19 protein-coding genes, 1 pseudogene and 1 other annotated feature are annotated in these 19,472 nt (G+C 60.1%); of the genes and pseudogenes, 12 read left to right on the top strand and 8 right to left on the bottom strand.

Annotation, left to right across the window (positions count from 1 at the left end):
* The first annotated feature begins 124 nt into the window (after positions 1 to 124).
* Positions 125 to 376, top strand: a complete 252-nt coding sequence (locus ACJ8J5_RS04700; RefSeq protein WP_033650243.1) for a YciN family protein — start codon at positions 125 to 127, stop codon at positions 374 to 376.
* 54 nt (positions 377 to 430) lie between these two features.
* On the opposite strand, the gene sohB is transcribed toward ACJ8J5_RS04700, so the two are convergent.
* Positions 431 to 1,477, bottom strand: a complete 1,047-nt coding sequence (gene sohB, locus ACJ8J5_RS04695) for a protease SohB (protein ID WP_193402303.1) — start codon at positions 1,475 to 1,477, stop codon at positions 431 to 433.
* A gap of 359 nt (positions 1,478 to 1,836) precedes the next feature.
* On the opposite strand from sohB, the gene ACJ8J5_RS04690 reads away from it, so the two are divergent.
* Together ACJ8J5_RS04690 and cobO are read left to right on the top strand one after the other, a co-directional pair.
* Complete coding sequence (locus ACJ8J5_RS04690) at positions 1,837 to 2,598, top strand: YciK family oxidoreductase (RefSeq protein WP_025303040.1); 762 nt, start codon at positions 1,837 to 1,839, stop codon at positions 2,596 to 2,598.
* A 13-nt stretch (positions 2,599 to 2,611) separates the two neighbouring features.
* Positions 2,612 to 3,202: a cob(I)yrinic acid a,c-diamide adenosyltransferase gene (cobO, locus tag ACJ8J5_RS04685; RefSeq protein WP_025303041.1), complete on the top strand. Its 591-nt coding sequence runs from the start codon at positions 2,612 to 2,614 to the stop codon at positions 3,200 to 3,202.
* 38 nt (positions 3,203 to 3,240) lie between these two features.
* On the opposite strand, the gene rluB is transcribed toward cobO, so the two are convergent.
* The 5 genes from rluB to rnm form a co-directional block, all read right to left on the bottom strand.
* A complete protein-coding gene (gene rluB / locus ACJ8J5_RS04680; protein ID WP_025303042.1) occupies positions 3,241 to 4,146 on the bottom strand; it encodes a 23S rRNA pseudouridine(2605) synthase RluB in 906 nt (301 codons plus the stop codon).
* 162 nt (positions 4,147 to 4,308) lie between these two features.
* Positions 4,309 to 5,106 carry an alpha/beta fold hydrolase gene (locus ACJ8J5_RS04675; protein ID WP_049205501.1) on the bottom strand — a complete coding sequence of 266 codons (798 nt, stop codon included), beginning with the start codon at positions 5,104 to 5,106 and terminating at the stop codon, positions 4,309 to 4,311.
* Positions 5,107 to 5,255: 149 nt separating this feature from the next.
* On the bottom strand, positions 5,256 to 5,615 hold the full coding sequence (locus tag ACJ8J5_RS04670; RefSeq protein WP_025303044.1) for a Rap1a/Tai family immunity protein: 360 nt from the start codon (positions 5,613 to 5,615) through the stop codon (positions 5,256 to 5,258).
* Between the two features lie 115 nt (positions 5,616 to 5,730).
* Positions 5,731 to 6,351 carry an L-threonylcarbamoyladenylate synthase gene (locus ACJ8J5_RS04665; protein ID WP_025303045.1) on the bottom strand — a complete coding sequence of 207 codons (621 nt, stop codon included), beginning with the start codon at positions 6,349 to 6,351 and terminating at the stop codon, positions 5,731 to 5,733.
* 47 nt (positions 6,352 to 6,398) lie between these two features.
* Positions 6,399 to 7,280 (bottom strand): RNase RNM, encoded by an 882-nt coding sequence (rnm, locus tag ACJ8J5_RS04660; protein ID WP_049205503.1) that lies wholly within the window; start codon positions 7,278 to 7,280, stop codon positions 6,399 to 6,401.
* Between the two features lie 252 nt (positions 7,281 to 7,532).
* Positions 7,533 to 7,636, top strand: a sequence feature (Trp leader region).
* Positions 7,637 to 7,660: 24 nt separating this feature from the next.
* Between rnm and ACJ8J5_RS04655 the strand changes: the two genes are divergently transcribed.
* The 6 genes and pseudogenes from ACJ8J5_RS04655 (at position 7,661) to ACJ8J5_RS04630 (ending at position 14,754) form a co-directional block, all read left to right on the top strand.
* Complete coding sequence (locus tag ACJ8J5_RS04655; protein ID WP_025303047.1) at positions 7,661 to 9,223, top strand: anthranilate synthase component 1; 1,563 nt, start codon at positions 7,661 to 7,663, stop codon at positions 9,221 to 9,223.
* Positions 9,223 to 10,819, top strand: a pseudogene (gene trpD, locus ACJ8J5_RS04650) (bifunctional anthranilate synthase glutamate amidotransferase component TrpG/anthranilate phosphoribosyltransferase TrpD). The gene ACJ8J5_RS04655 and the pseudogene trpD overlap by 1 nt, the downstream one beginning before the upstream one ends.
* 3 nt (positions 10,820 to 10,822) lie before the next feature.
* On the top strand, positions 10,823 to 12,184 hold the full coding sequence (gene trpCF, locus ACJ8J5_RS04645; protein WP_099817284.1) for a bifunctional indole-3-glycerol-phosphate synthase TrpC/phosphoribosylanthranilate isomerase TrpF: 1,362 nt from the start codon (positions 10,823 to 10,825) through the stop codon (positions 12,182 to 12,184).
* A gap of 41 nt (positions 12,185 to 12,225) precedes the next feature.
* A complete protein-coding gene (gene trpB, locus ACJ8J5_RS04640) occupies positions 12,226 to 13,416 on the top strand; it encodes a tryptophan synthase subunit beta (protein WP_025303051.1) in 1,191 nt (396 codons plus the stop codon).
* Positions 13,416 to 14,222 carry a tryptophan synthase subunit alpha gene (trpA, locus tag ACJ8J5_RS04635; protein ID WP_414104445.1) on the top strand — a complete coding sequence of 269 codons (807 nt, stop codon included), beginning with the start codon at positions 13,416 to 13,418 and terminating at the stop codon, positions 14,220 to 14,222. The genes trpB and trpA overlap by 1 nt, the downstream gene beginning before the upstream one ends.
* A gap of 217 nt (positions 14,223 to 14,439) precedes the next feature.
* The gene (locus tag ACJ8J5_RS04630) at positions 14,440 to 14,754 is read left to right on the top strand and encodes a BON domain-containing protein (protein WP_025303053.1); all 315 of its coding nucleotides are present in this window, start codon (positions 14,440 to 14,442) and stop codon (positions 14,752 to 14,754) included.
* Between the two features lie 44 nt (positions 14,755 to 14,798).
* On the opposite strand, the gene ompW is transcribed toward ACJ8J5_RS04630, so the two are convergent.
* A complete protein-coding gene (gene ompW / locus ACJ8J5_RS04625; RefSeq protein ID WP_016927514.1) occupies positions 14,799 to 15,431 on the bottom strand; it encodes an outer membrane protein OmpW in 633 nt (210 codons plus the stop codon).
* Positions 15,432 to 15,717: 286 nt separating this feature from the next.
* On the opposite strand from ompW, the gene ACJ8J5_RS04620 reads away from it, so the two are divergent.
* Both ACJ8J5_RS04620 and ACJ8J5_RS04615 read left to right on the top strand, forming a co-directional pair.
* Positions 15,718 to 16,158, top strand: coding sequence for a YkgJ family cysteine cluster protein (locus tag ACJ8J5_RS04620; RefSeq protein ID WP_025303054.1), 441 nt, complete (start codon positions 15,718 to 15,720; stop codon positions 16,156 to 16,158).
* A gap of 34 nt (positions 16,159 to 16,192) precedes the next feature.
* Complete coding sequence (locus ACJ8J5_RS04615; protein ID WP_016927513.1) at positions 16,193 to 16,945, top strand: YciC family protein; 753 nt, start codon at positions 16,193 to 16,195, stop codon at positions 16,943 to 16,945.
* A 53-nt stretch (positions 16,946 to 16,998) separates the two neighbouring features.
* On the opposite strand, the gene ACJ8J5_RS04610 is transcribed toward ACJ8J5_RS04615, so the two are convergent.
* The gene (locus ACJ8J5_RS04610) at positions 16,999 to 18,702 is read right to left on the bottom strand and encodes a SulP family inorganic anion transporter (protein WP_025303055.1); all 1,704 of its coding nucleotides are present in this window, start codon (positions 18,700 to 18,702) and stop codon (positions 16,999 to 17,001) included.
* Between the two features lie 222 nt (positions 18,703 to 18,924).
* Here ACJ8J5_RS04610 and ACJ8J5_RS04605 point away from each other — a divergent pair, with 222 nt between their 5' ends.
* Complete coding sequence (locus ACJ8J5_RS04605) at positions 18,925 to 19,464, top strand: septation protein A (RefSeq protein WP_016927511.1); 540 nt, start codon at positions 18,925 to 18,927, stop codon at positions 19,462 to 19,464.
* Positions 19,465 to 19,472 lie beyond the last annotated feature (8 nt).

Raw genomic sequence — 19,472 nt, 5'->3', positions numbered from 1 at the left:
GCAGATTTCGCCAACCGGCGGCCGCCCATGGCCATCCAGACGGCAAATAAACCTTAGTCGGTTTGCGGATAAAAGCGAACCGGCGTTAGAATATGCGCAGCGTTTTTTGTTTGGAGTCTAATAAATGCACAAGAATACTGCACCTATCGGCCGCGAGGCCCTACTGGCGGAAGCAAATAACATCATCCGCCAACACGAAGATTATCTGCACGGCATGATCGCCACCGACGTTGAACAAAAAAGCGGCGTTTTAGTTTTTCGCGGCGAATACTTTTTGGATGCCGACGGATTGCCCACCGCCAAAACCACCGCGGTATTTAATATGTTTAAACATTTGGCCCATCTGCTTTCGGAAAAATACCACCTGGTCGATTGAGTAAAGAAAACGGGGGCACCTGGTGGCCCCCGTTGATTCCTGCTCTCATCGCCGTTACAACAACGGCTTTTCCCCACGCTGCCACCAGCGCAACAGCAGACGATCGACGCTTTCCGCCGCGCTGCCGGTGAAGCGATCCATCAGGCGTTTGCGGCGCGCGTAGCGCACGGCGATCACTTCGTGGTTATCCAACTCGGCGATCAGCAAATCGTCGCTGGTGCCGATGGCGTCGATCAGCCCCTTTTCTTTGGCCTGAGAACCGAACCAGTGCTCACCGGTGGCGACGCTATCGATATCCAGCGACGGGCGCTGCTCATGCACGAAGCGCTTGAACAGCTCGTGGGTTTCGTTCAGATCTTCACGAAACTTCTCGCGCCCTTGCTCGGTGTTTTCACCGAACAGCGTCAGCGTGCGTTTGAACTGCCCGGCGGTGTGCAGCTCCACGTCGATGTCATTCTTTTTCAGCAGGCGGTGGAAGTTCGGGATCTGCGCCACCACGCCGATGGAACCGATGATGGCGAACGGTGCCGCCACGATGCGATCCGCGACGCAGGCCATCATGTAGCCGCCGCTGGCCGCCACTTTATCCACCGCTACCGTCAGGCGAATGCCGCCCTTGCGCAGGCGCTCCAACTGCGAGGCCGCCAGGCCATAGCCATGCACCACCCCGCCAGGGCTTTCCAGGCGCAGCAGGACTTCATCCTGCGCCGACGCCACCGCCAGCACCGCCGAGATCTCTTCACGCAACGACGTCACCTCGTGCGCGTCCATGCTGCCTTTGAAATCCAGCACATACAGGCACGGCTTGGCCACTTCCACCGCGCCGGACTTGGCGCGCTGCTTCTTCAATTTGTTATCAGATTTGGTCTGCTTCTTGAACTGTTTCAGCCAGACCTTCTGCTCGGCGGCATCCATGCGCGCCAGGCGCATATCGCGCTGCATCTCGCGATACTGTTCGCCGAGGTCGGTCAGCTGCAACTCCCCTTTTTGGCGGCTCTTGCGTTGCCCCAGGCTGACCGCCAATATGGCCAACGCGGCGATGGCGAGCACCACCGTGGCGACCTTGGCCAGAAACAGGCCATAAACAGATATAAACTCCACAGATTCCGCCTTTATTTACAGGTTGTTAGTATACTTCTTTCCATTCTAGCCAACCGCAGCGGCTGCTGTCGCGGCTAAATGAAAATTCATTGCGCACGGAGCATCACTATGGGGACGATTTACGGTCGAACCAAGCCGCCGCTGCCGCGCTTTTGTTACAAAAGAATGCCATTTCAGCCTGCTACGCATTGAAAATGCCCGCGGATTAAGGCATATAACACCCATTATTCATCAATACGATGAGACGGATTCGCTGCGCGGCCCGCAGACGGTCGAGCCTTTGCTCCCGCCCCGGCCGCGCGTTTCACCCTTGCTCCCCGATATTCGCGGGAGAACAGCCACCCAGGCGAGGATGTATCGTGCATTACCAACCCAAACAAGACCTGCTCGAACAACGTATCATTTTAGTTACCGGCGCCGGTGACGGCATCGGCCGTGAAGCGGCGCTGACCTACGCGCGCTTCGGTGCCCAACTGGTGCTGCTGGGCCGTACCGAGAGCAAACTGCTGGCGGTACAACAAGAAATTGCGGCCCAGGGCGGCGCCCCGGCCTTGGTGGTGACGCTGGACTTGCTGCACGCCACTCAGGAGCAATGCCGGCAGATAGCCGACGATCTGGCTAGCCAGATCCCCCGCCTTGACGGCGTGCTGCACAACGCCGGCCTGCTCGGCGACATCGCGCCGATGGCCGAGCTGTCGATGACCATGTGGCAAGAGGTGATGCAGGTTAACGTCAACGCCACCTTTATGCTGACCCAGGCACTGTTGCCACTGCTGCTGAAATCCCACGCCGGTTCGCTGGTGTTCACCAGCTCCAGCGTCGGGCGTACCGGCCGCGCAGACTGGGGTGCCTATGCGGTGTCGAAGTTCGCCACCGAGGGCATGATGCAGGTATTGGCCGACGAGTACAAAACTCGCAATTTGCGGGTGAACTGCATCAATCCGGGTGGCACCCGCACCAAAATGCGCGCATCCGCCTTCCCACACGAAGACAAGAACAAACTGAAGACCCCCGCCGATATCATGCCGTTGTACCTGTATCTGATGGGCGAGGACAGCCGCCGCAAAACTGGCATGAGCTTCGACGCGCAGCCGAACCGTAAACCCGGCGCGGCCGAATAATAAGGAGCGTTTCATGGCGGAAGATCGTCATCAACAGCGCCAGCAGCGCCTGAAAGAACAGGTCGATGCGCGCATCGCCGCGGCGCAGGATACCCGCGGCCTGCTGCTGGTGTTTACCGGTAACGGCAAGGGTAAAACCACCGCCGCCTTCGGCACCGTCACCCGGGCGGTTGGCCACGGCATGCGCGCCGGGGTGATCCAGTTCATCAAGGGCGAATGGCCCAATGGCGAAAAGAATCTGCTACAGCAACACGGCGTTGAATTTCAGGTAATGGCCACCGGTTTCACCTGGGAGACGCAGAACAAGGCCGGCGACACCGCCGCCTGCCAGGCGGTGTGGCAGCACGGTAAACGCATGCTGGCCGACAGCAGCCTGGACCTGGTGCTGCTGGACGAAGTGACCTACATGCTGACCTACGGCTATCTGGAACTGGACGAGTTGAAGGAAGCGCTCCTACGGCGCCCTGTGCACCAAACGGTGATCCTGACCGGGCGCGGTTGCCATCGCGATCTATTGGAACTGGCTGATACGGTCACGGAGATGCGACCGGTGAAACACGCGTTCGACGCAGGCGTGAAGGCGCAACAAGGGATCGATTGGTAACAAAAAGTTCTGGCCCCGAACGGGGCCAGAATGAGGAATTAGCTGCGTTTGCTTGGCTTGCCCGGTTTACCCGGTTTGCTGCCAGGGGCGCTGCGGCGGCCGCTGCCGGCTACCTGCGAGTGGCGCTTGACCGCACGGCGGATCTGGTTAGCCTTCACGCGGCGGCGCTCACGCTCCACCGGCATTTTGCTGACCGTTTCCGGCTTCAGTTCCACCAGCTCGCGCAGGTAGTTGATCGCCGGCAGGTCCAGTTCGGCCCAGCCGCCGCGCGGCAGGCCTTTCGGCAGATCGATGTCGCCGTAACGCACGCGGATCAGGCGGCTCACCTGCACGCCCACCGCTTCCCACAGGCGACGCACTTCACGGTTGCGGCCTTCGGTCAGGGTCACGTTGTACCACTGGTTGAGGCCTTCACCGCCCTGGAAGCTGATAGTGCGGAAGGCGGCCGGGCCGTCTTCCAATTGCACACCCTTGCTCAGCTGCTTCACTTTCGCATCGTCAACCTGGCCGAACACGCGTACCGCGTACTCACGTTCCACTTCACGGCTTGGGTGCATTAGACGGTTGGCCAGTTCACCGTCGGTGGTGAACAGCAGCAGACCGGAGGTGTTGACGTCCAGTCGCCCTACCGCCACCCAGCGTGAACCGCGCAGCTTCGGCAAGCGATCGAACACCGTCGGGCGGCCTTCAGGATCGCTGCGGGTACACAGCTCGCCTTCCGGTTTGTAGTAAGCCAGCACCCGGCAAACCACCTCTTCGGATTCTTTGATCGACAGGACATGGCCATCCAGACGAATTTTCATCGCCGGGGTCACTTCAACGCGGTCGCCCAGCTTGGCGACCTTGCCGTCGACGCTGACGCGCCCGGCTTCAATCATGGTTTCGATTTCACGACGCGAGCCATGCCCGGCGCGCGCTAATACTTTCTGTAACTTTTCGCTCATTGAGCAACCTCTAATGTCGCCTTCACAGGCGTCGGGGGGATACCGTCGTGGCCAACAGCCACAACGGTCATAATACGTTTATCAGGATCGAACCGCGTATTATACAGGCTTTCTAGGGTGTTGAAACCCACTTTATCGGCGGTGCCCCCCTTCAGACGGCGTTCACGGCGCCAAAAAATCCTCCACAGCCCACAGCACCGAGTCAGGCCGTTCCAGAATGCCGAGGTGAGTGCGGGCCTCCCCGAGACGCACCACGGAGAAAAACGGCTGCTCGGCGGCAAAGGCCTGCTGTTGCCGCAGATAGTCGTCACGGCGATCCAACGAGTAGATGTGCCGGCACGGCGGCGGTGCGCTCATTCCCGCCAGGCGTTGCAGCGGTGAGCCGAATTGCCGATAGGCCTGTTCGATGGCCACGCCGGCGGCACGCCAGAGCCGGTAATCTTCCTGCGCCATCTCAACCTCCAGATGGCGTTTGACCCGATCGTGGCGGATGCCGCCCTGCCAGAAGTCGAACAAGGCGTCGCGCGCCGCCAGCCACTGCTGCGGCTCCTGCATGCGGCTCACCGCCGTAAAGAACGCCGGTTCCGGCTGCGTCATGATCCAGTCGAGAAACACCATGCCCTGCACCCTCTGCGGCAACGCTTCAGCTAACGCTACCGCCAGCCAGCTGGCGTGCGCCACCGACAGGGTGACCACGTTATCCAAACGCAGCGCCGTCAGCAGTTGGCGCACATCCTCCAGCAAATCGTCCGCCGTCAGCGACATCTCCGCGGCTTTCGACGACAGGCCATGGCCCCGCCAGTCGATGTTGATCACCCGATAACGTTCGGCCGCCAAAGCAATGAACGGCTCGAACACGGTTTTCGGTTCGCACCAGCCGGGCAACAGCACCAGCGTGAGCGGCCCTGAGCCGATATCCTGATAGTCGAGCATCATGTTGGCACTGTGAAATGCGGTCATATTACCTCCTGCGCGTCTCTCCCCGACCCGTTCGGGAAATACCGACGGGAATAAGGTGACAGCGCAGCAGGCATTGATCTATTGAAGTTCGTGCGGAATGCGCCCCGAGCGCATCTTATGAAAAAATGCGCACTAATTGGAACGGGAACTTAATGGCGCACGCAGGGATAGGCAGCGCTTAATGCCAGCATGATCACCGACGGAGCGGAATAATGCAGTTGCTCTGGGTGCTCGTTCAAATACTTCATCACCGCGTCGGCGGCGACACCGATGCTCATCCCGGCAGCCGGACAGATATTGCGATTGCCCTGCATAGAATAGGTATCGAATACGCCGGCGACGTATCCCATAAACATGCCACCATTCAGCGCTTCGGCCACGGTGGCTTCACCGCTTTTATTTTTTACGTAACCGCCGGATTCCGCCAGCAAACCGCTGCCTGAATAAAAACCCGCATTTGCCATTGAGGAAAATAATAAGGCCGCTAAAAAAGAAACCTGTTTAATCATTGCTGCGCATCCTGCCCATTATCAATTCTGAAGTAATCAAGAATAGCGGCTTTCACGCGAAATAGCCTCGCTTCAGCCGATTTTCAGACAATGGGCAAGGTGGCAACCTTTTACATCAGCGGAAAGGCGCCGCGTCGCCCGCCCCTTCGCGCACCACTTCCGGCGTGGATTCGGTCAGATCGATAACCGTAGTCGGCTGTTGGCCGAGGAAGCCGCCGTGGATCACCAGATCGACCACCTTGCCCAAATGATCGCTGATCTCTTCCGGATCGGACTCGGCAAAATCATTGCCCGGCAGCATCAGGGTGGTGGACATCATCGGTTCGTTCAACGCCTCCAATAGCGCCAGCGCGATCGGGTTTGAGGGCACGCGCAGGCCGATAGTTTTACGCTTTTCATTCATCAGGCGGCGCGGCACTTCTTTGGTCGCCTTCAGAATGAACGTGTAGTGGCCCGGCGTATTGTTTTTGATCAGGCGGAAGGCCGTGTTATCGACGTGCGCATAGGTCGATAATTCGGACAGATCGCGGCACATCAGGGTAAAGTTGTGGTTGCCGTCCAGTTGACGGATGCGGCAAATGCGCTCCATCGCCGCCTTCTCTTCCAGCATGCAACCCAACGCATAGCCGGAATCGGTGGGATAAACGATCACTCCGCCCTTGCGTAGCACGTCGACCGCCTGGTTAATCAAACGCGGCTGCGGGTTGTCCGGATGAATATAAAAAAGCTGACTCATGACTTGCTCCTAAAATGATGCCCGCGCGCGTTGCCACGCGCGTAAAATCAGACCGCCTGGCCCGGTTGCGGCCAATCGCGCCACACTGGCTCGACACCGCCCGGCAGCCACAGCTTGCGCCCCAGTTCGATCCACGAACAAGGTTGATGGAAATCAGAGCCTTGCGAGGCCAACAGGTGGTAGTCCTGCGCGTATTTCGCCAGCTGCGCGCGCTCATGCGGCGCCTGCTGACACTGCGCCACTTCCATGGCGTCGCCGCCGTGTTCGGCGAAATGCGCCAGTAAACGTTTCAACCACTTCGCGGTCAGATCGTAACGGCCGGGATGCGCCATCACCGCCTGACCGCCCGATTGATGAATCGCATCAATGGCTTGTTCTATTGTACACCACTGCGGCGGCACGTAGCCGGTTTTGCCCTTGGCCAAGTATTTCTTGAACACCTGCGCCATGTTGTTCGCCACGCCAAGCTCCACCAGGTAACGGGCGAAATGGCCGCGGGTGACCGCGCCGGCGCCCGCCAGCCGTTGCGCGCCGGCATAGGCGTCAGGGATCCGCGCTTTACCCAGGCGCACGCCAATCTCCTGCGCCCGCCAGTTGCGGCGTTCGGTTTGTTCCGCCAACAGTGCCACCAGCGCCGGATGCGTGACGTCCATGCCCAACCCAACGATATGAATTTCATGATTTTCCCACAGCGTCGAGATTTCAACCCCGTTGACCAACCGCAACGGCAACGCCTGCTCCGCAATGGCCGCGGCGGCCTCGGCCAATCCGGCGGTGGTATCGTGATCGGTGATCGCCAGCACGCCTACACGCATCTCGACCGCCCGCAGTACCAGCTGCGTCGGCGTCAGGTAACCGTCGGAGGCGGTCGTGTGGCTGTGGAGATCGTACAGAGTAAAAGCGGTGGATGGGGGGTTACTGTCTGTCAAAACGGCTATCCGGCAATGGCTTGGTTTTCTATCATACCCGCGATCGACGGCCGGACGGAAATCTATTCTGCCCTGGCCGCAGGCGCCAGGCGGATGATGAATAGAATTCACCCTGGCCGCTAAAACATTGTGCAAAAAGAGGGTTGACTTTGCCGCCACGAACCAGTTAACTAGTACACAAGTTCACGGCAACGGCCGTGTCAGATGAGCGTTAACAGAGAGAGTCGGCAAATGAACAACTATATTTCTCTTCACGGTTGGTGGCGTACCTCCCTCTTGCGGGCGGTGTAATCGCGCATAGCTGTCATCTGACAATGCAGATTTCCTGAGCCCGCACTTGATGCGGGCTTTTTTATGGACAGAATTCACTGGAACCACCGATGATGAACACCAAACCACAACTGACATTGCTGAAGGCGCAAGCCAGCTACCGGGGCGACCCCACCACCCTTTTCCACCAGCTGTGCGGCGCCCGTCCGGCCACCCTGCTGCTGGAATCGGCGGAAATCAACAGCAAACAGAATCTGCAGAGCCTGCTGGTGATCGACAGCGCGCTGCGCATTACCGCACTGGGCCACACCGTCAGCGTGCAGGCACTGACCGCCAACGGCGCGGCGCTGCTGCCGCTGCTGGACGAAGCGCTGCCGCCTGAGGTACGCAACCAGGCACGCCCCAACGGCCGCGAGCTGACCTTCCCGGCGATCGACGCGGTGCAGGACGAAGATGCCCGCCTGCGCTCACTGTCGGTGTTCGACGCGCTGCGTACGCTGCTGACCCTGGTGGACTCACCGGCGGACGAGCGCGAAGCCGTGATGCTGGGCGGCCTGTTCGCCTACGATTTGGTCGCCGGTTTCGAAGACCTGCCGGCACTGCGCCAGGATCAGCGCTGCCCGGACTTCTGCTTCTATCTGGCTGAAACGCTGTTGGTGCTTGATCACCAACGCGGTACGGCCCGTCTGCAGGCCAGCGTCTTCAGTGAACAAGCGAGTGAAGCGCAGCGTTTGCAGCAACGTCTGGAACAACTTCAGGCCGAGTTGCAACAAACCCCGCAGCCGATCCCGCACCAAACGCTGGAAAACATGCAGCTGAGCTGTAACCAGAGCGACGAAGAGTACGGCGCGGTGGTCAGCGAGCTGCAGGAAGCGATCCGCCAGGGCGAGATTTTCCAGGTGGTGCCGTCGCGCCGCTTCACCCTGCCGTGCCCGGCGCCGCTGGCGGCCTACCAGACGTTGAAAGACAACAACCCCAGCCCGTACATGTTCTTCATGCAGGATGATGACTTCACCCTGTTCGGCGCTTCGCCGGAGAGCGCGCTGAAATACGACGCGGGCAATCGCCAGATCGAAATCTACCCGATCGCCGGCACCCGCCCGCGCGGACGCCGTGCCGATGGTTCGCTGGATCTGGATCTCGACAGCCGCATTGAGCTGGAAATGCGCACCGACCACAAAGAGCTGGCCGAGCACCTGATGCTGGTCGATCTGGCGCGCAACGATCTGGCACGCATCTGCCAGGCCGGCAGCCGCTACGTGGCCGACCTGACCAAGGTGGATCGCTATTCGTTCGTCATGCACCTGGTTTCCCGCGTGGTGGGCACCCTGCGCGCCGATCTCGACGTGCTGCACGCCTATCAGGCCTGCATGAACATGGGCACCCTCAGCGGCGCGCCGAAAGTGCGGGCGATGCAGCTGATCGCCGCCTCAGAAGGCACGCGCCGCGGCAGCTACGGCGGCGCGGTGGGCTACTTCACCGCCACCGGCGATCTGGATACCTGCATCGTCATTCGCTCTGCCTACGTTGAAGACGGCATCGCCACCGTGCAGGCCGGCGCCGGTGTGGTACTGGATTCCATCCCGCAGGCGGAAGCCGACGAAACCCGCAACAAAGCCCGTGCCGTGCTGCGCGCCATCGCCACTGCGCACCATGCCAAGGAGGTGTTCTGATGGCCGATATCCTGTTGCTCGACAACGTCGACTCCTTTACTTACAACCTGGTCGATCAGCTGCGCGCCAGCGGCCACCAGGTGGTGATTTACCGTAACCAGATCGCCGCCGAGGTGATCATCGAACGCCTGGAGCACATGACTCAGCCGGTACTGATGCTGTCGCCCGGCCCCGGCACGCCGTCCGAAGCGGGCTGCATGCCGGAACTGCTGCAGCGCCTGCGCGGCCGGCTGCCGATTATCGGCATCTGCCTCGGCCACCAGGCGATCGTCGAAGCCTACGGCGGCCAGGTCGGCCAGGCGGGTGAGATCCTGCACGGCAAAGCCTCGGCGATCGCTCACGATGGCGAAGGCATGTTCGCCGGCATGGCCAACCCGCTGCCGGTGGCGCGCTACCACTCGCTGGTCGGCAGCAACATCCCGGCCGATCTCACCGTCAACGCCCATTTCGGCGAGATGGTGATGGCGGTGCGCGACGACCACCGCCGCGTGTGCGGCTTCCAGTTCCACCCGGAATCGATTCTGACCACCCATGGCGCGCGCCTGCTTGAGCAGACCCTCGCCTGGGCGCTGGCGAAGTAATATAAGGAACACGACGATGCAACCTATTCTTGAGAAACTGTACCGCGCCGAGTCGATGAGCCAGCAGGAAAGCCAACAGCTGTTCAGCGCCATCGTACGCGGCGAACTGGAACCTAGCCAACTGGCGGCGGCGTTGATCAGCATGAAAGTCCGCGGCGAGCGCCCGGAAGAGATCGCCGGCGCCGCCAAAGCGCTGCTGGACGACGCTCAGCCGTTTCCGCGCCCTGACTACCCGTTCGCCGATATCGTCGGCACCGGCGGCGACGGCACCAACAGCATCAATATTTCCACCGCCAGCGCCTTTGTGGCGGCGGCGTGCGGCGCGAAAATCGCCAAACACGGCAACCGCAGCGTCTCCAGCCGTTCCGGCTCTTCGGATCTGCTGGCGGCGTTCGGCATCCGTCTGGATCTGCCGGCGGAAGAAGCGCGCAAGGCGCTGGACGACCTCGGCGTGTGCTTCCTGTTCGCGCCGCAGTACCACACCGGTTTTCGCCACGCCATGCCGGTGCGCCAGCAGCTGAAGACCCGCACGCTGTTCAACGTGCTGGGCCCGCTGATTAACCCGGCGCGTCCGCCGCTGGCGCTGATCGGCGTATACAGCCCGGAACTGGTGCTGCCGATTGCCGAAACCCTGCGCGTGCTGGGTTATCAACGTGCGGCGGTGGTTCACGGCGGCGGCATGGACGAGGTGGCGATCCACGCCCCGACGCACGTAGCGGAATTGAACAACGGCGAAATCAGCAGCTACCAGCTCACGCCGCAGTCCTTCGGATTGGAAACCTATCCGCTGGAAGCCTTGCTGGGCGGCACGCCGGAAGAAAACCGTGACATTTTGGCGCGGCTGTTACAAGGTAAAGGCGAGCCGGCGCACGCCGCGGCGGTCGCGGCCAACGTCGCGTTGCTTCTGAAGTTATTCGGACATGAAGACCTGCGCCAAAATGCGCGGCAGGCACTGGATATGATCAACAGCGGGCAGGCCTATGAGCGTGTCATCGCACTGGCGGCAAGAGGATAAATGATGCAGGAAACCGTGCTACACAAGATTGTCCGCGACAAAGCGCAATGGATCGCGGCGCGACAACAGCAACAGCCCCTGGCCGGCTTTCAGAATGACATCGTACCGAGCGAACGCAGCTTCTACCACGCGCTGCAGGGCACCCGGACGGCTTTCATTCTCGAATGCAAGAAGGCCTCGCCTTCCAAGGGGCTGATTCGCGAGAGCTTTGATCCGGTGGAGATCGCCACGGTCTATAAAGATTTCGCCTCGGCGATCTCGGTGCTGACCGACGAGAAATACTTCCAGGGCAGCTTCGATTTCCTGCCGCTGGTCAGTAAGACCGTCAGCCAGCCGGTATTGTGCAAAGACTTTATCGTCGACCCGTATCAGATTTACCTGGCGCGCTACTATCAGGCCGACGCCATTCTGCTGATGCTGTCGGTGTTAACCGACGAGCAGTACCGCCAGCTGGCCGCGGTGGCCCACAGCCTCAATATGGGCGTGCTGACCGAAGTGATCAGTGAAGAAGAGCTGCAGCGTGCGATCGCGCTGGAAGCGCGCGTGGTCGGCATCAATAACCGCGATCTGCGCGATCTGAGCATCGACCTGAACCGCACCCGTGAGCTGGCGCCGCGCGTGCCGCATGGCGTAACGGTGATCAGCGAGTCGGGCATCAACAACTACGGGCAGATCCGCGAGCTGAGCCATTACGCCAACGGCTTTCTGATCGGCAGCGCGCTGATGTCTGAACCCGATCTGCGCGCCGCCGTGCGCCGCGTGATCCTGGGCGACAACAAAGTGTGCGGCCTGACCCGCCCACAGGACGCCGCCGCCGCGTATCAGGCGGGCGCCATCTACGGCGGGCTGATTTTCGTCGGCCGCTCCCCGCGCTACGTGGATATCACCCGCGCCCGCGAAGTGATTTCCGGCGCGCCGCTGAAGTACGTCGGCGTATTCTGCGACGCCCAGGTCGAGACCGTGGCGTTGACCGTTGAGCGCCTCGGTCTGCACGCGGTGCAATTACACGGCGCGGAAGACCAGGCCTATATCAGCGCCCTGCGCGCCCGCTTGCCGGCCGATTGCCGCATCTGGAAAGCGCTGAGCGTGAAAGATCGGGTGCCGGCGCGCGATTTGCAGTATGTCGATCGCTACCTGCTCGACAACGGTGCCGGTGGCACCGGCCAACGCTTCGACTGGTCGGTATTGCAAGACGAAGATCTGACTAACGTGATGCTGGCGGGCGGCCTGCGCGCCGACAACTGCGTCGAAGCGGCCAAGCTCGGCTGCGCCGGGCTGGACTTCAACTCCGGCGTGGAAAGCGAACCGGGCATCAAAGATCCCGCGCGCCTGGCCTCGGTCTTCCAGACCCTGCGCGCCTACTGAATACGGCTCAACATTAATAACGGATAATAACGGGAACTCTCATGACGCTGCTTAACCCCTACTTCGGCGAATTTGGTGGCCAGTATGTGCCGCAAATTCTGATGCCGGCCCTGAAACAACTGGAAGAAGCCTTTGTCAGCGCTCAGCGCGATCCGGCGTTTCAGGCGGAATTCATCGATCTGCTAAAGAACTACGCAGGCCGCCCGACGGCGCTGACGCTGTGCAAAAACCTCACCGCCGGCAGCAACACCAAGCTTTATCTGAAGCGTGAAGACCTGCTGCACGGCGGCGCACACAAGACAAACCAGGTGCTGGGCCAGGCGTTGCTGGCCAAGCGCATGGGCAAAACCGAGATCATCGCGGAAACCGGCGCAGGCCAACACGGCGTCGCGTCGGCGCTGGCCTGCGCGCTGCTCGGCCTGAAATGCCGCATCTATATGGGCGCCAAAGACGTCGAGCGCCAGTCGCCGAACGTGTTCCGCATGCGGCTGATGGGCGCGGAAGTGATCCCGGTGCACAGCGGCTCCGCCACCCTGAAAGACGCCTGCAACGAAGCGTTGCGCGACTGGTCCGGCAGCTATGAAACCGCGCACTATATGCTCGGCACCGCCGCCGGCCCGCATCCGTACCCGACTATCGTGCGTGAATTCCAGCGCATGATCGGCGAAGAAACCAAAGCGCAGGTGCTGGAGCGCGAAGGCCGCCTGCCGGATGCGGTCATCGCCTGCGTCGGCGGCGGCTCCAACGCCATCGGCATGTTCGCCGATTTTATCGATGACGCCGACGTTGGGCTTATCGGCGTGGAACCTGCCGGCCTGGGTATCGAAACCGGTCAGCACGGCGCGCCGCTCAAGCACGGCCACGTCGGCATCTACTTCGGCATGAAGGCGCCGATGATGCAGACCGACGAAGGCCAGATTGAAGAGTCCTATTCGATTTCCGCCGGGCTGGACTTCCCGTCCGTCGGGCCGCAGCACGCCTACCTGAACAGCACCGGCCGCGCCGAATACGTGTCGATCACCGACGACGAAGCGCTGGAAGCGTTCAAGGCGCTGTCGCGCCATGAAGGCATTATCCCGGCGCTGGAATCCTCACACGCCCTGGCGCACGCGCTGAGAATGATCCGTGAAACGCCGCAGAAAGAGCAAATCTTGGTGGTCAACCTGTCCGGCCGCGGCGACAAAGACATATTTACCGTTCACGACATTTTGAAAGCTCGGGGAGAAATCTGATGGAACGTTATCAGCAACTGTTCACGCGTCTGGAAAGCAGCAAGGAAGGCGCCTTCGTCCCGTTCGTGACGTTAGGCGATCCCAATCCGACGCTATCGCTGCAGATTATCGACACCCTGATCGAAGCCGGTGCGGACGCGCTGGAGTTGGGCATCCCCTTCTCCGATCCGCTGGCGGATGGCCCCACTATCCAGAGCGCGACGCTGCGCGCTTTCGCCGCCGGCGTCACGCCGACCCAGTGCTTCGAGATGCTGGCGGCCATCCGCCAGAAGCACCCGACCATTCCCATTGGGCTGCTGATGTACGCCAATCTGGTGTTCCATAAAGGCATCGATGCGTTTTACCAACGCTGCGCCGAAGTGGGCGTGGATTCGGTGCTGGTCGCCGACGTGCCGTTTGAAGAGTCTGCGCCGTTCCGCGCCGCGGCCATTCGCCACGGTATCGCACCGATCTTCATCTGCCCGCCGAACGCCGATGACGATCTGCTGCGTGAAATCGCGTCGCACGGCCGCGGCTACACCTACCTGCTGTCGCGCGCCGGCGTCACCGGCACCGAAAGCCGAGCGCGGCTGCCGTTGCATCACCTGGTGAACAAGCTGCGCGAGTATCACGCCGCGCCGCCGCTGCAGGGCTTCGGCATCTCCGAACCCGAGCAGGTGAAGGCGGCGCTGCAGGCCGGGGCCGCCGGCGCGATCTCCGGCTCGGCAATCGTCAAAATCATCGAACAGCACCATGCCAACCCGGCGGAGATGCTGACTAAGCTGGCGGCCTTTGTCAGCAATATGAAGCGCGCCACCCGGGCGTGATCCTCTTTAGCGAGCGCCCTGCCGGCGCTCGCTTTAACAGCTTGTTTCCCCTCAAAGTTTGTTCCATTTATTTACAGCAAAAATTTGAACAAAACCCAGTCTTGTCTCACAATGAACTTTGTTCGCTATGCATTTCTTCGTTTGATTTGGGGAATGCGCTCGCTGCGGCGAAAAACCGTAGCGAATTTCAACCATAACATTGCATGGAGAGTAATTTATGAAGCTGTTTAAAACCCTTTCGGCCTTGTGCATGGCAGCCGTTGTGGCGGTCGCGGTGAGCGCTTGCGCGCCGACGGCAAAATCAGAGGGAACAGGCGGTTATATCGATGACACCGTGGTCACCACCAAAGTGAAATCGGCGTTGCTGGCGGATAAAAACATCAAGTCACGCGAGATTAGCGTGGAAACCTTTAAAGGGCGCGTACAGCTGAGCGGCTTCGTGACGTCCAGCGATGACGCCAACCGTGCGGTGCAGGTCACACGCGGCGTAGCCGGCGTGAAATCTGTTGAAAACGTGATGCAGATTAAATAATACTGACACAGGGAGGCGCAACGCCTCCCTGCTTGAAGCCTTCATCAGAAGCGGTAACCCGCCCCGAACATGAACACCCACGGATCCAGACGCGTATCGAAGCTATGGTGCCCACCATTCGCATCGTTGAAGCGAGTTTTGGTTTCGATGTTCATCCACCACACCGACATGTTCAGCATCCAGTGCTCATCCAGGTTGTAATCCAGGCCGGCCTGCGCCGCCACGCCCCAGGAATCTTTCAGATCGAGGTCGCTCAACCCGGCGCTTTTGCCGTAGTCGTTGAACTTCTCGTCGAAGAAGGTGGTGTAGTTAACGCCAACGCCCAGGTAAGGACGCAGTTTGTCCTGCTTGTCGCCGAAGTAGTATTGCGCCATCAGCGTAGGCGGCAGTTGGTGAACGGTCGCCAGATCGGTACCGCCCAGCGTCACCTTGTGGCGGAATGGCGTTGCGGCCAACAACTCAACGCCGATGTTGTCCGTCACCATGTAACCGAAGGTCAGACCGAGCTGGGTGTTGTTTTTCGCATCCAGCGAGCCCAACCCCAGTACGTTGTCTGAACCCGCATTTGGACGCACGGTCGCGGTTCCCGCGCGGAACAGGAAATCACCGGCCTGATGCGCACTTGCCAACATAGGCGCCATCATCGTCGCCAATACCATCAGAGTTGTCTTTTTCATTATCCATTCCATTTGTGTGGTTAATCGCTCGAGGGGGAATATACCTACTTTCGGGTATTTGTGATCCCATCGAGATCACATCTTATGTGTAAAAATTTAAAATCCCACTAAAAACAAGGTTACCTAACCGTCTAATAAATCAAGGATTGATCTGCATCAAAAAAACGATTTTGTTGCAAATTATCTACATGTTCAAATTTCAGTTGCGGAGAAAAATGCGGCTGAGGTAATTTCATTTTCCGTGTTGGTTTTGGTTGGTGCCGTGAGGAGTCGGCGGGCAATCAAGATGAGCGAAATCCTTAATCCCTGTGTCAGCTGCGGCGCATGCTGCGGTTATTTTCGAGTGTCATTCTATTGGGCCGAAGCCGAAGACGGCGGCGGCACCGTCCCCCTTTCCCTGACGGAGCCTTTGAGCCCGTTCCTGCGCTGCATGCAGGGGACCAACAGCAAGTCCCCCCGCTGCACCGCGCTGGACGGCGAGATCGGCAAAGCCGTGTCCTGCTCGATCTACCTCAATCGACCCAGCCCGTGCAGAGAGTTCGATCAGTCCGGTGAAAACGGCCTGCGTAACGAAGCCTGCGATCGCGCCCGGGAACGCTACGGCCTGCCCCCCTTGCCGGTGCCCTTGCCGCTATCGCTGCCTGAGACGACGATCGTTGAAGAAATAGGCGTAGTGCAATTCGCGGGGTGCCACAGCGGCGTGGAACAGGGTACAATCACCCACTGATTTATCTCTGTTTTCCCGACGCCAAGGAGTCTGCATGCCTATCACGGCCAACGCTTTGTACCGTGACAGTTTTAACTTTTTACGCAATCAACTGGCCAGCATCCTGATGCTGGCGCTGTTGACGGCGTTTATCTCCGTGCTGCTGAATCAGGCCTTCAGCCCCGATGCCGAACAGTTGGCGACGCTCGCTGCCACCACCAGCGATTTCGCTTCCTCTACCGGCATGGGCATTCAGGAAGTGATCCAGCAGATGACGCCGGAACAGCAGATGGTGTTGCTGAAAGTGTCGGCGGCCGCCACCTTCTCCGCGCTGGTCGGCAACGTGCTGCTGGTCGGCGGGATGCTGACGCTGATCCGTCTGGTGTCGCAAGGGCAACGCACCAGCGCCCTGCGCGCGCTCGGCGCTTCGGCGCCCGATCTGCCGCGCCTGTTGTTGCTGCTGTTTATCTGCACCCTGCTGATCCAACTTGGCCTGACGCTGTTTGTGGTGCCGGGCGTGCTGATGGCTATCGCCTTCGCACTGGCGCCGGTGATCGCCTCCGTCGACAAAAAAGGCGTCTTCGCTTCGCTCAAGCTGAGCAGCAAATTAGCCTTCGCCAATGCGCGCGTGCTGGTGCCGGCGATGATGCTGTGGCTGGCGGCCAAGCTGCTGGTGCTGTTTTTGGTGAGCCATCTGTCGGTACTGACGCCGAACGTCGCCAGCGTGGTACTGACCGCGTTGAGCAACCTGGTGTCTGCTCTGCTGCTGATCTACCTGTTCCGTCTGTACATGCTGCTGCGCGGCTAACGCCGGCGCAAGCAAAAACCAAGGGGCACGCTTCGGCGCGCCCCTTTTTTTGTTTACCCCACCACGGCGGCTTCCGCCTGCTCCTTACTCTGAATCAGCTTCAGGGCCAGATACAGGTCCGGCACCAAAATCAGCTCTTTGTCGCGCCCTAAGCGGTTGATGCGGAACCAACGCGTCAGCTCGGTGCGGCGCCCCGCCAGCACCAGCCTTACGTTACGCTGTAACAGGTCGCGTTTCAGTTCGTCGATGGCCGCCAGCACGCTGATATCGGCGTGGGTGAAACTGGCCACCGCATCCACCACCACCCAACGTGGCTGGAACGGCGTGCCGTCGACCAAATTGAGAATACGGCGTTTGAAATACGCCACGTTGAAATAGGTCAGCGGCGAATTGAAGCGATACATCATGACGCCAGGCACCGCCTTCACCCCATTGTTGTTGCCCATGGAGTGGATCATGCCTTCATCGTTGACGCCCAGCAGTTGTTCCGTCGGCCGAAAGACGGTACGCAGAAACTGCATCAGCCCCAGCAACACCGCCAGCCCGATGCCGCTGATCACCCCCACCAGCAGCACGCTGAGGAAGGTAAACAGCGCCAGGCGAAACGCCTGCGCGTTGCGACGGCGCAAGATCCAGATGCCGCGGATATCCAGCAGCGACCAGGCCGCATACATCAGCACCACGCCCAACCCGGCCACCGGAATAAACTGCAGCGGCGCCATCAGGAACAGCAAGACAAAGGCAATGACCGCGGCGGCGATGATCGACACCAGTTGGCTCTTGCCGCCGTTGGCATCATTCACCGCGGTGCGCGAATCCGCGCCGCTGATGGCGAAACCTTGCGACAGCGCAGAGACGATATTCACCAGCCCCAGCGCGCGAAACTCGGCGTCGGCGTTCACCTCATAACCGTTTTTGGCGGCGAAGCTGCGGGCGGTGAGCATCATGCTGACAAAACTCACCACCGCCAGGTTAAGCGCCGGGATCACCATGTCGCGCAGCAAACCGGGCTGGAAGTCCGGCCACTGGACGATCGGCAGCACGCCGCTGAAACCGCCCACCGTCACCACGCCATGCTGCTGCAGGCCGCCCGCCCAGGTCACGAACGCCGCCAGCACGATAGCGAACAGCGGCGCCGGCCAGTTAGGCCGCCATTTTTTAAATCCGAGCAGCGTCACCAGCGTCAGCAACGACACCGCCATCGTCAGCCAGTCGCTGTGCAGCAGGTTACCGGGCAGCGCGTAGATGCGCTCGATCAGCTGTGCCGGGCGCATCGTAAACCCTAACACCTTGCCGATCTGATCGACAATAATGGTGATCGCCACCCCGTTCAGCAGCCCACTGAGGATCGGCCGCGACAGCAAATCCGCCAGCGCCCCCAGCTTGAACCGGCTGGCCAGCAGGCACCAGCCGCCCATCATGGCGGTCATCATAATGGTCAGTTGCCAATGGCGTTCCATATTGCCCGCTGCCAGCGGCGTCACCACGGCGGCGATCACCGCGCAGGTGGCAGCGTCGGGCCCGACGATCAGCTGGCGCGACGAGCCGAACAGCGCGTAGGCCATCATCGGCAAGATACAGGAATAGAGCCCCACCACCGGGCTAACCCCGGCCAGTTCGGCGTAGGCGATGGCCACCGGTAGGGCGACGGCGGCGACGGAAAGGCCGGCGCGAATATCCGGCTTGAGCCAACTGCGTTGATAGCCCAATAAATGCGTCAAACCAGGCGTCAGGGCCTGGAGAGATTTCCACTGCATGCTTGTTTTCCGCGGTAAATTATCTGGTTATTATGACACTTACTATGCGGCCTGCGGCCCGCGCTGGCAATGTGCCGGCTCTTTCTAGCGTAAGTTTATGCAAATTCCTGCTTTCGCGGCAGAAATCCGCCGGCTAAACGCCGATAATCGGCAACGCCCGGCGGTACACAGAGCTCGCCGAATCCGGTATAGTCGGCCGATGAACAGATGATGGATTGATTTATGAAGCAGTTTCTTGATTTCCTCCCGTTAATTGTCTTTTTCGCGTTTTACAAGCTGTACGACATTTACGTTGCTTCCGGCGCGTTAATTGTCGCCACCGCGCTGGCGCTGGTGTTCACCTGGGTGAAATACCGCAAGGTCGAGAAGATGACGTTGATCACCTTCCTGATGGTGCTGGTATTCGGCACCCTGACGCTGGTGTTCCACAACGATTTGTTCATCAAATGGAAGGTCACGGTGATTTACGCGCTGTTCGCGCTGGCGCTGCTGATCAGCCAATGGGTACTCAAAAAACCGCTGGTTCAGCGCATGCTGGGTAAAGAGCTGACGCTGCCGGACAAAGTGTGGAGCAACCTTAACCTGGCCTGGGCGATCTTCTTCCTGGCCTGCGGCCTGGCGAACATCTATGTCGCCTTCTGGCTGCCGCAAAGCGTCTGGGTCAATTTCAAAGTCTTTGGCCTGACGGTACTGACGCTGGTCTTCACCCTCCTCAGCGGTATCTATATTTACCGGCACATGCCGGAAGAACAGAAAAAATAGTTACAAAT

The organism is Serratia sp. CY43202 (genome assembly GCF_052168755.1).
Lineage (GTDB): Bacteria > Pseudomonadota > Gammaproteobacteria > Enterobacterales > Enterobacteriaceae > Serratia > Serratia bockelmannii.
This window is presented reverse-complemented; position numbering and strand designations above follow the sequence as displayed.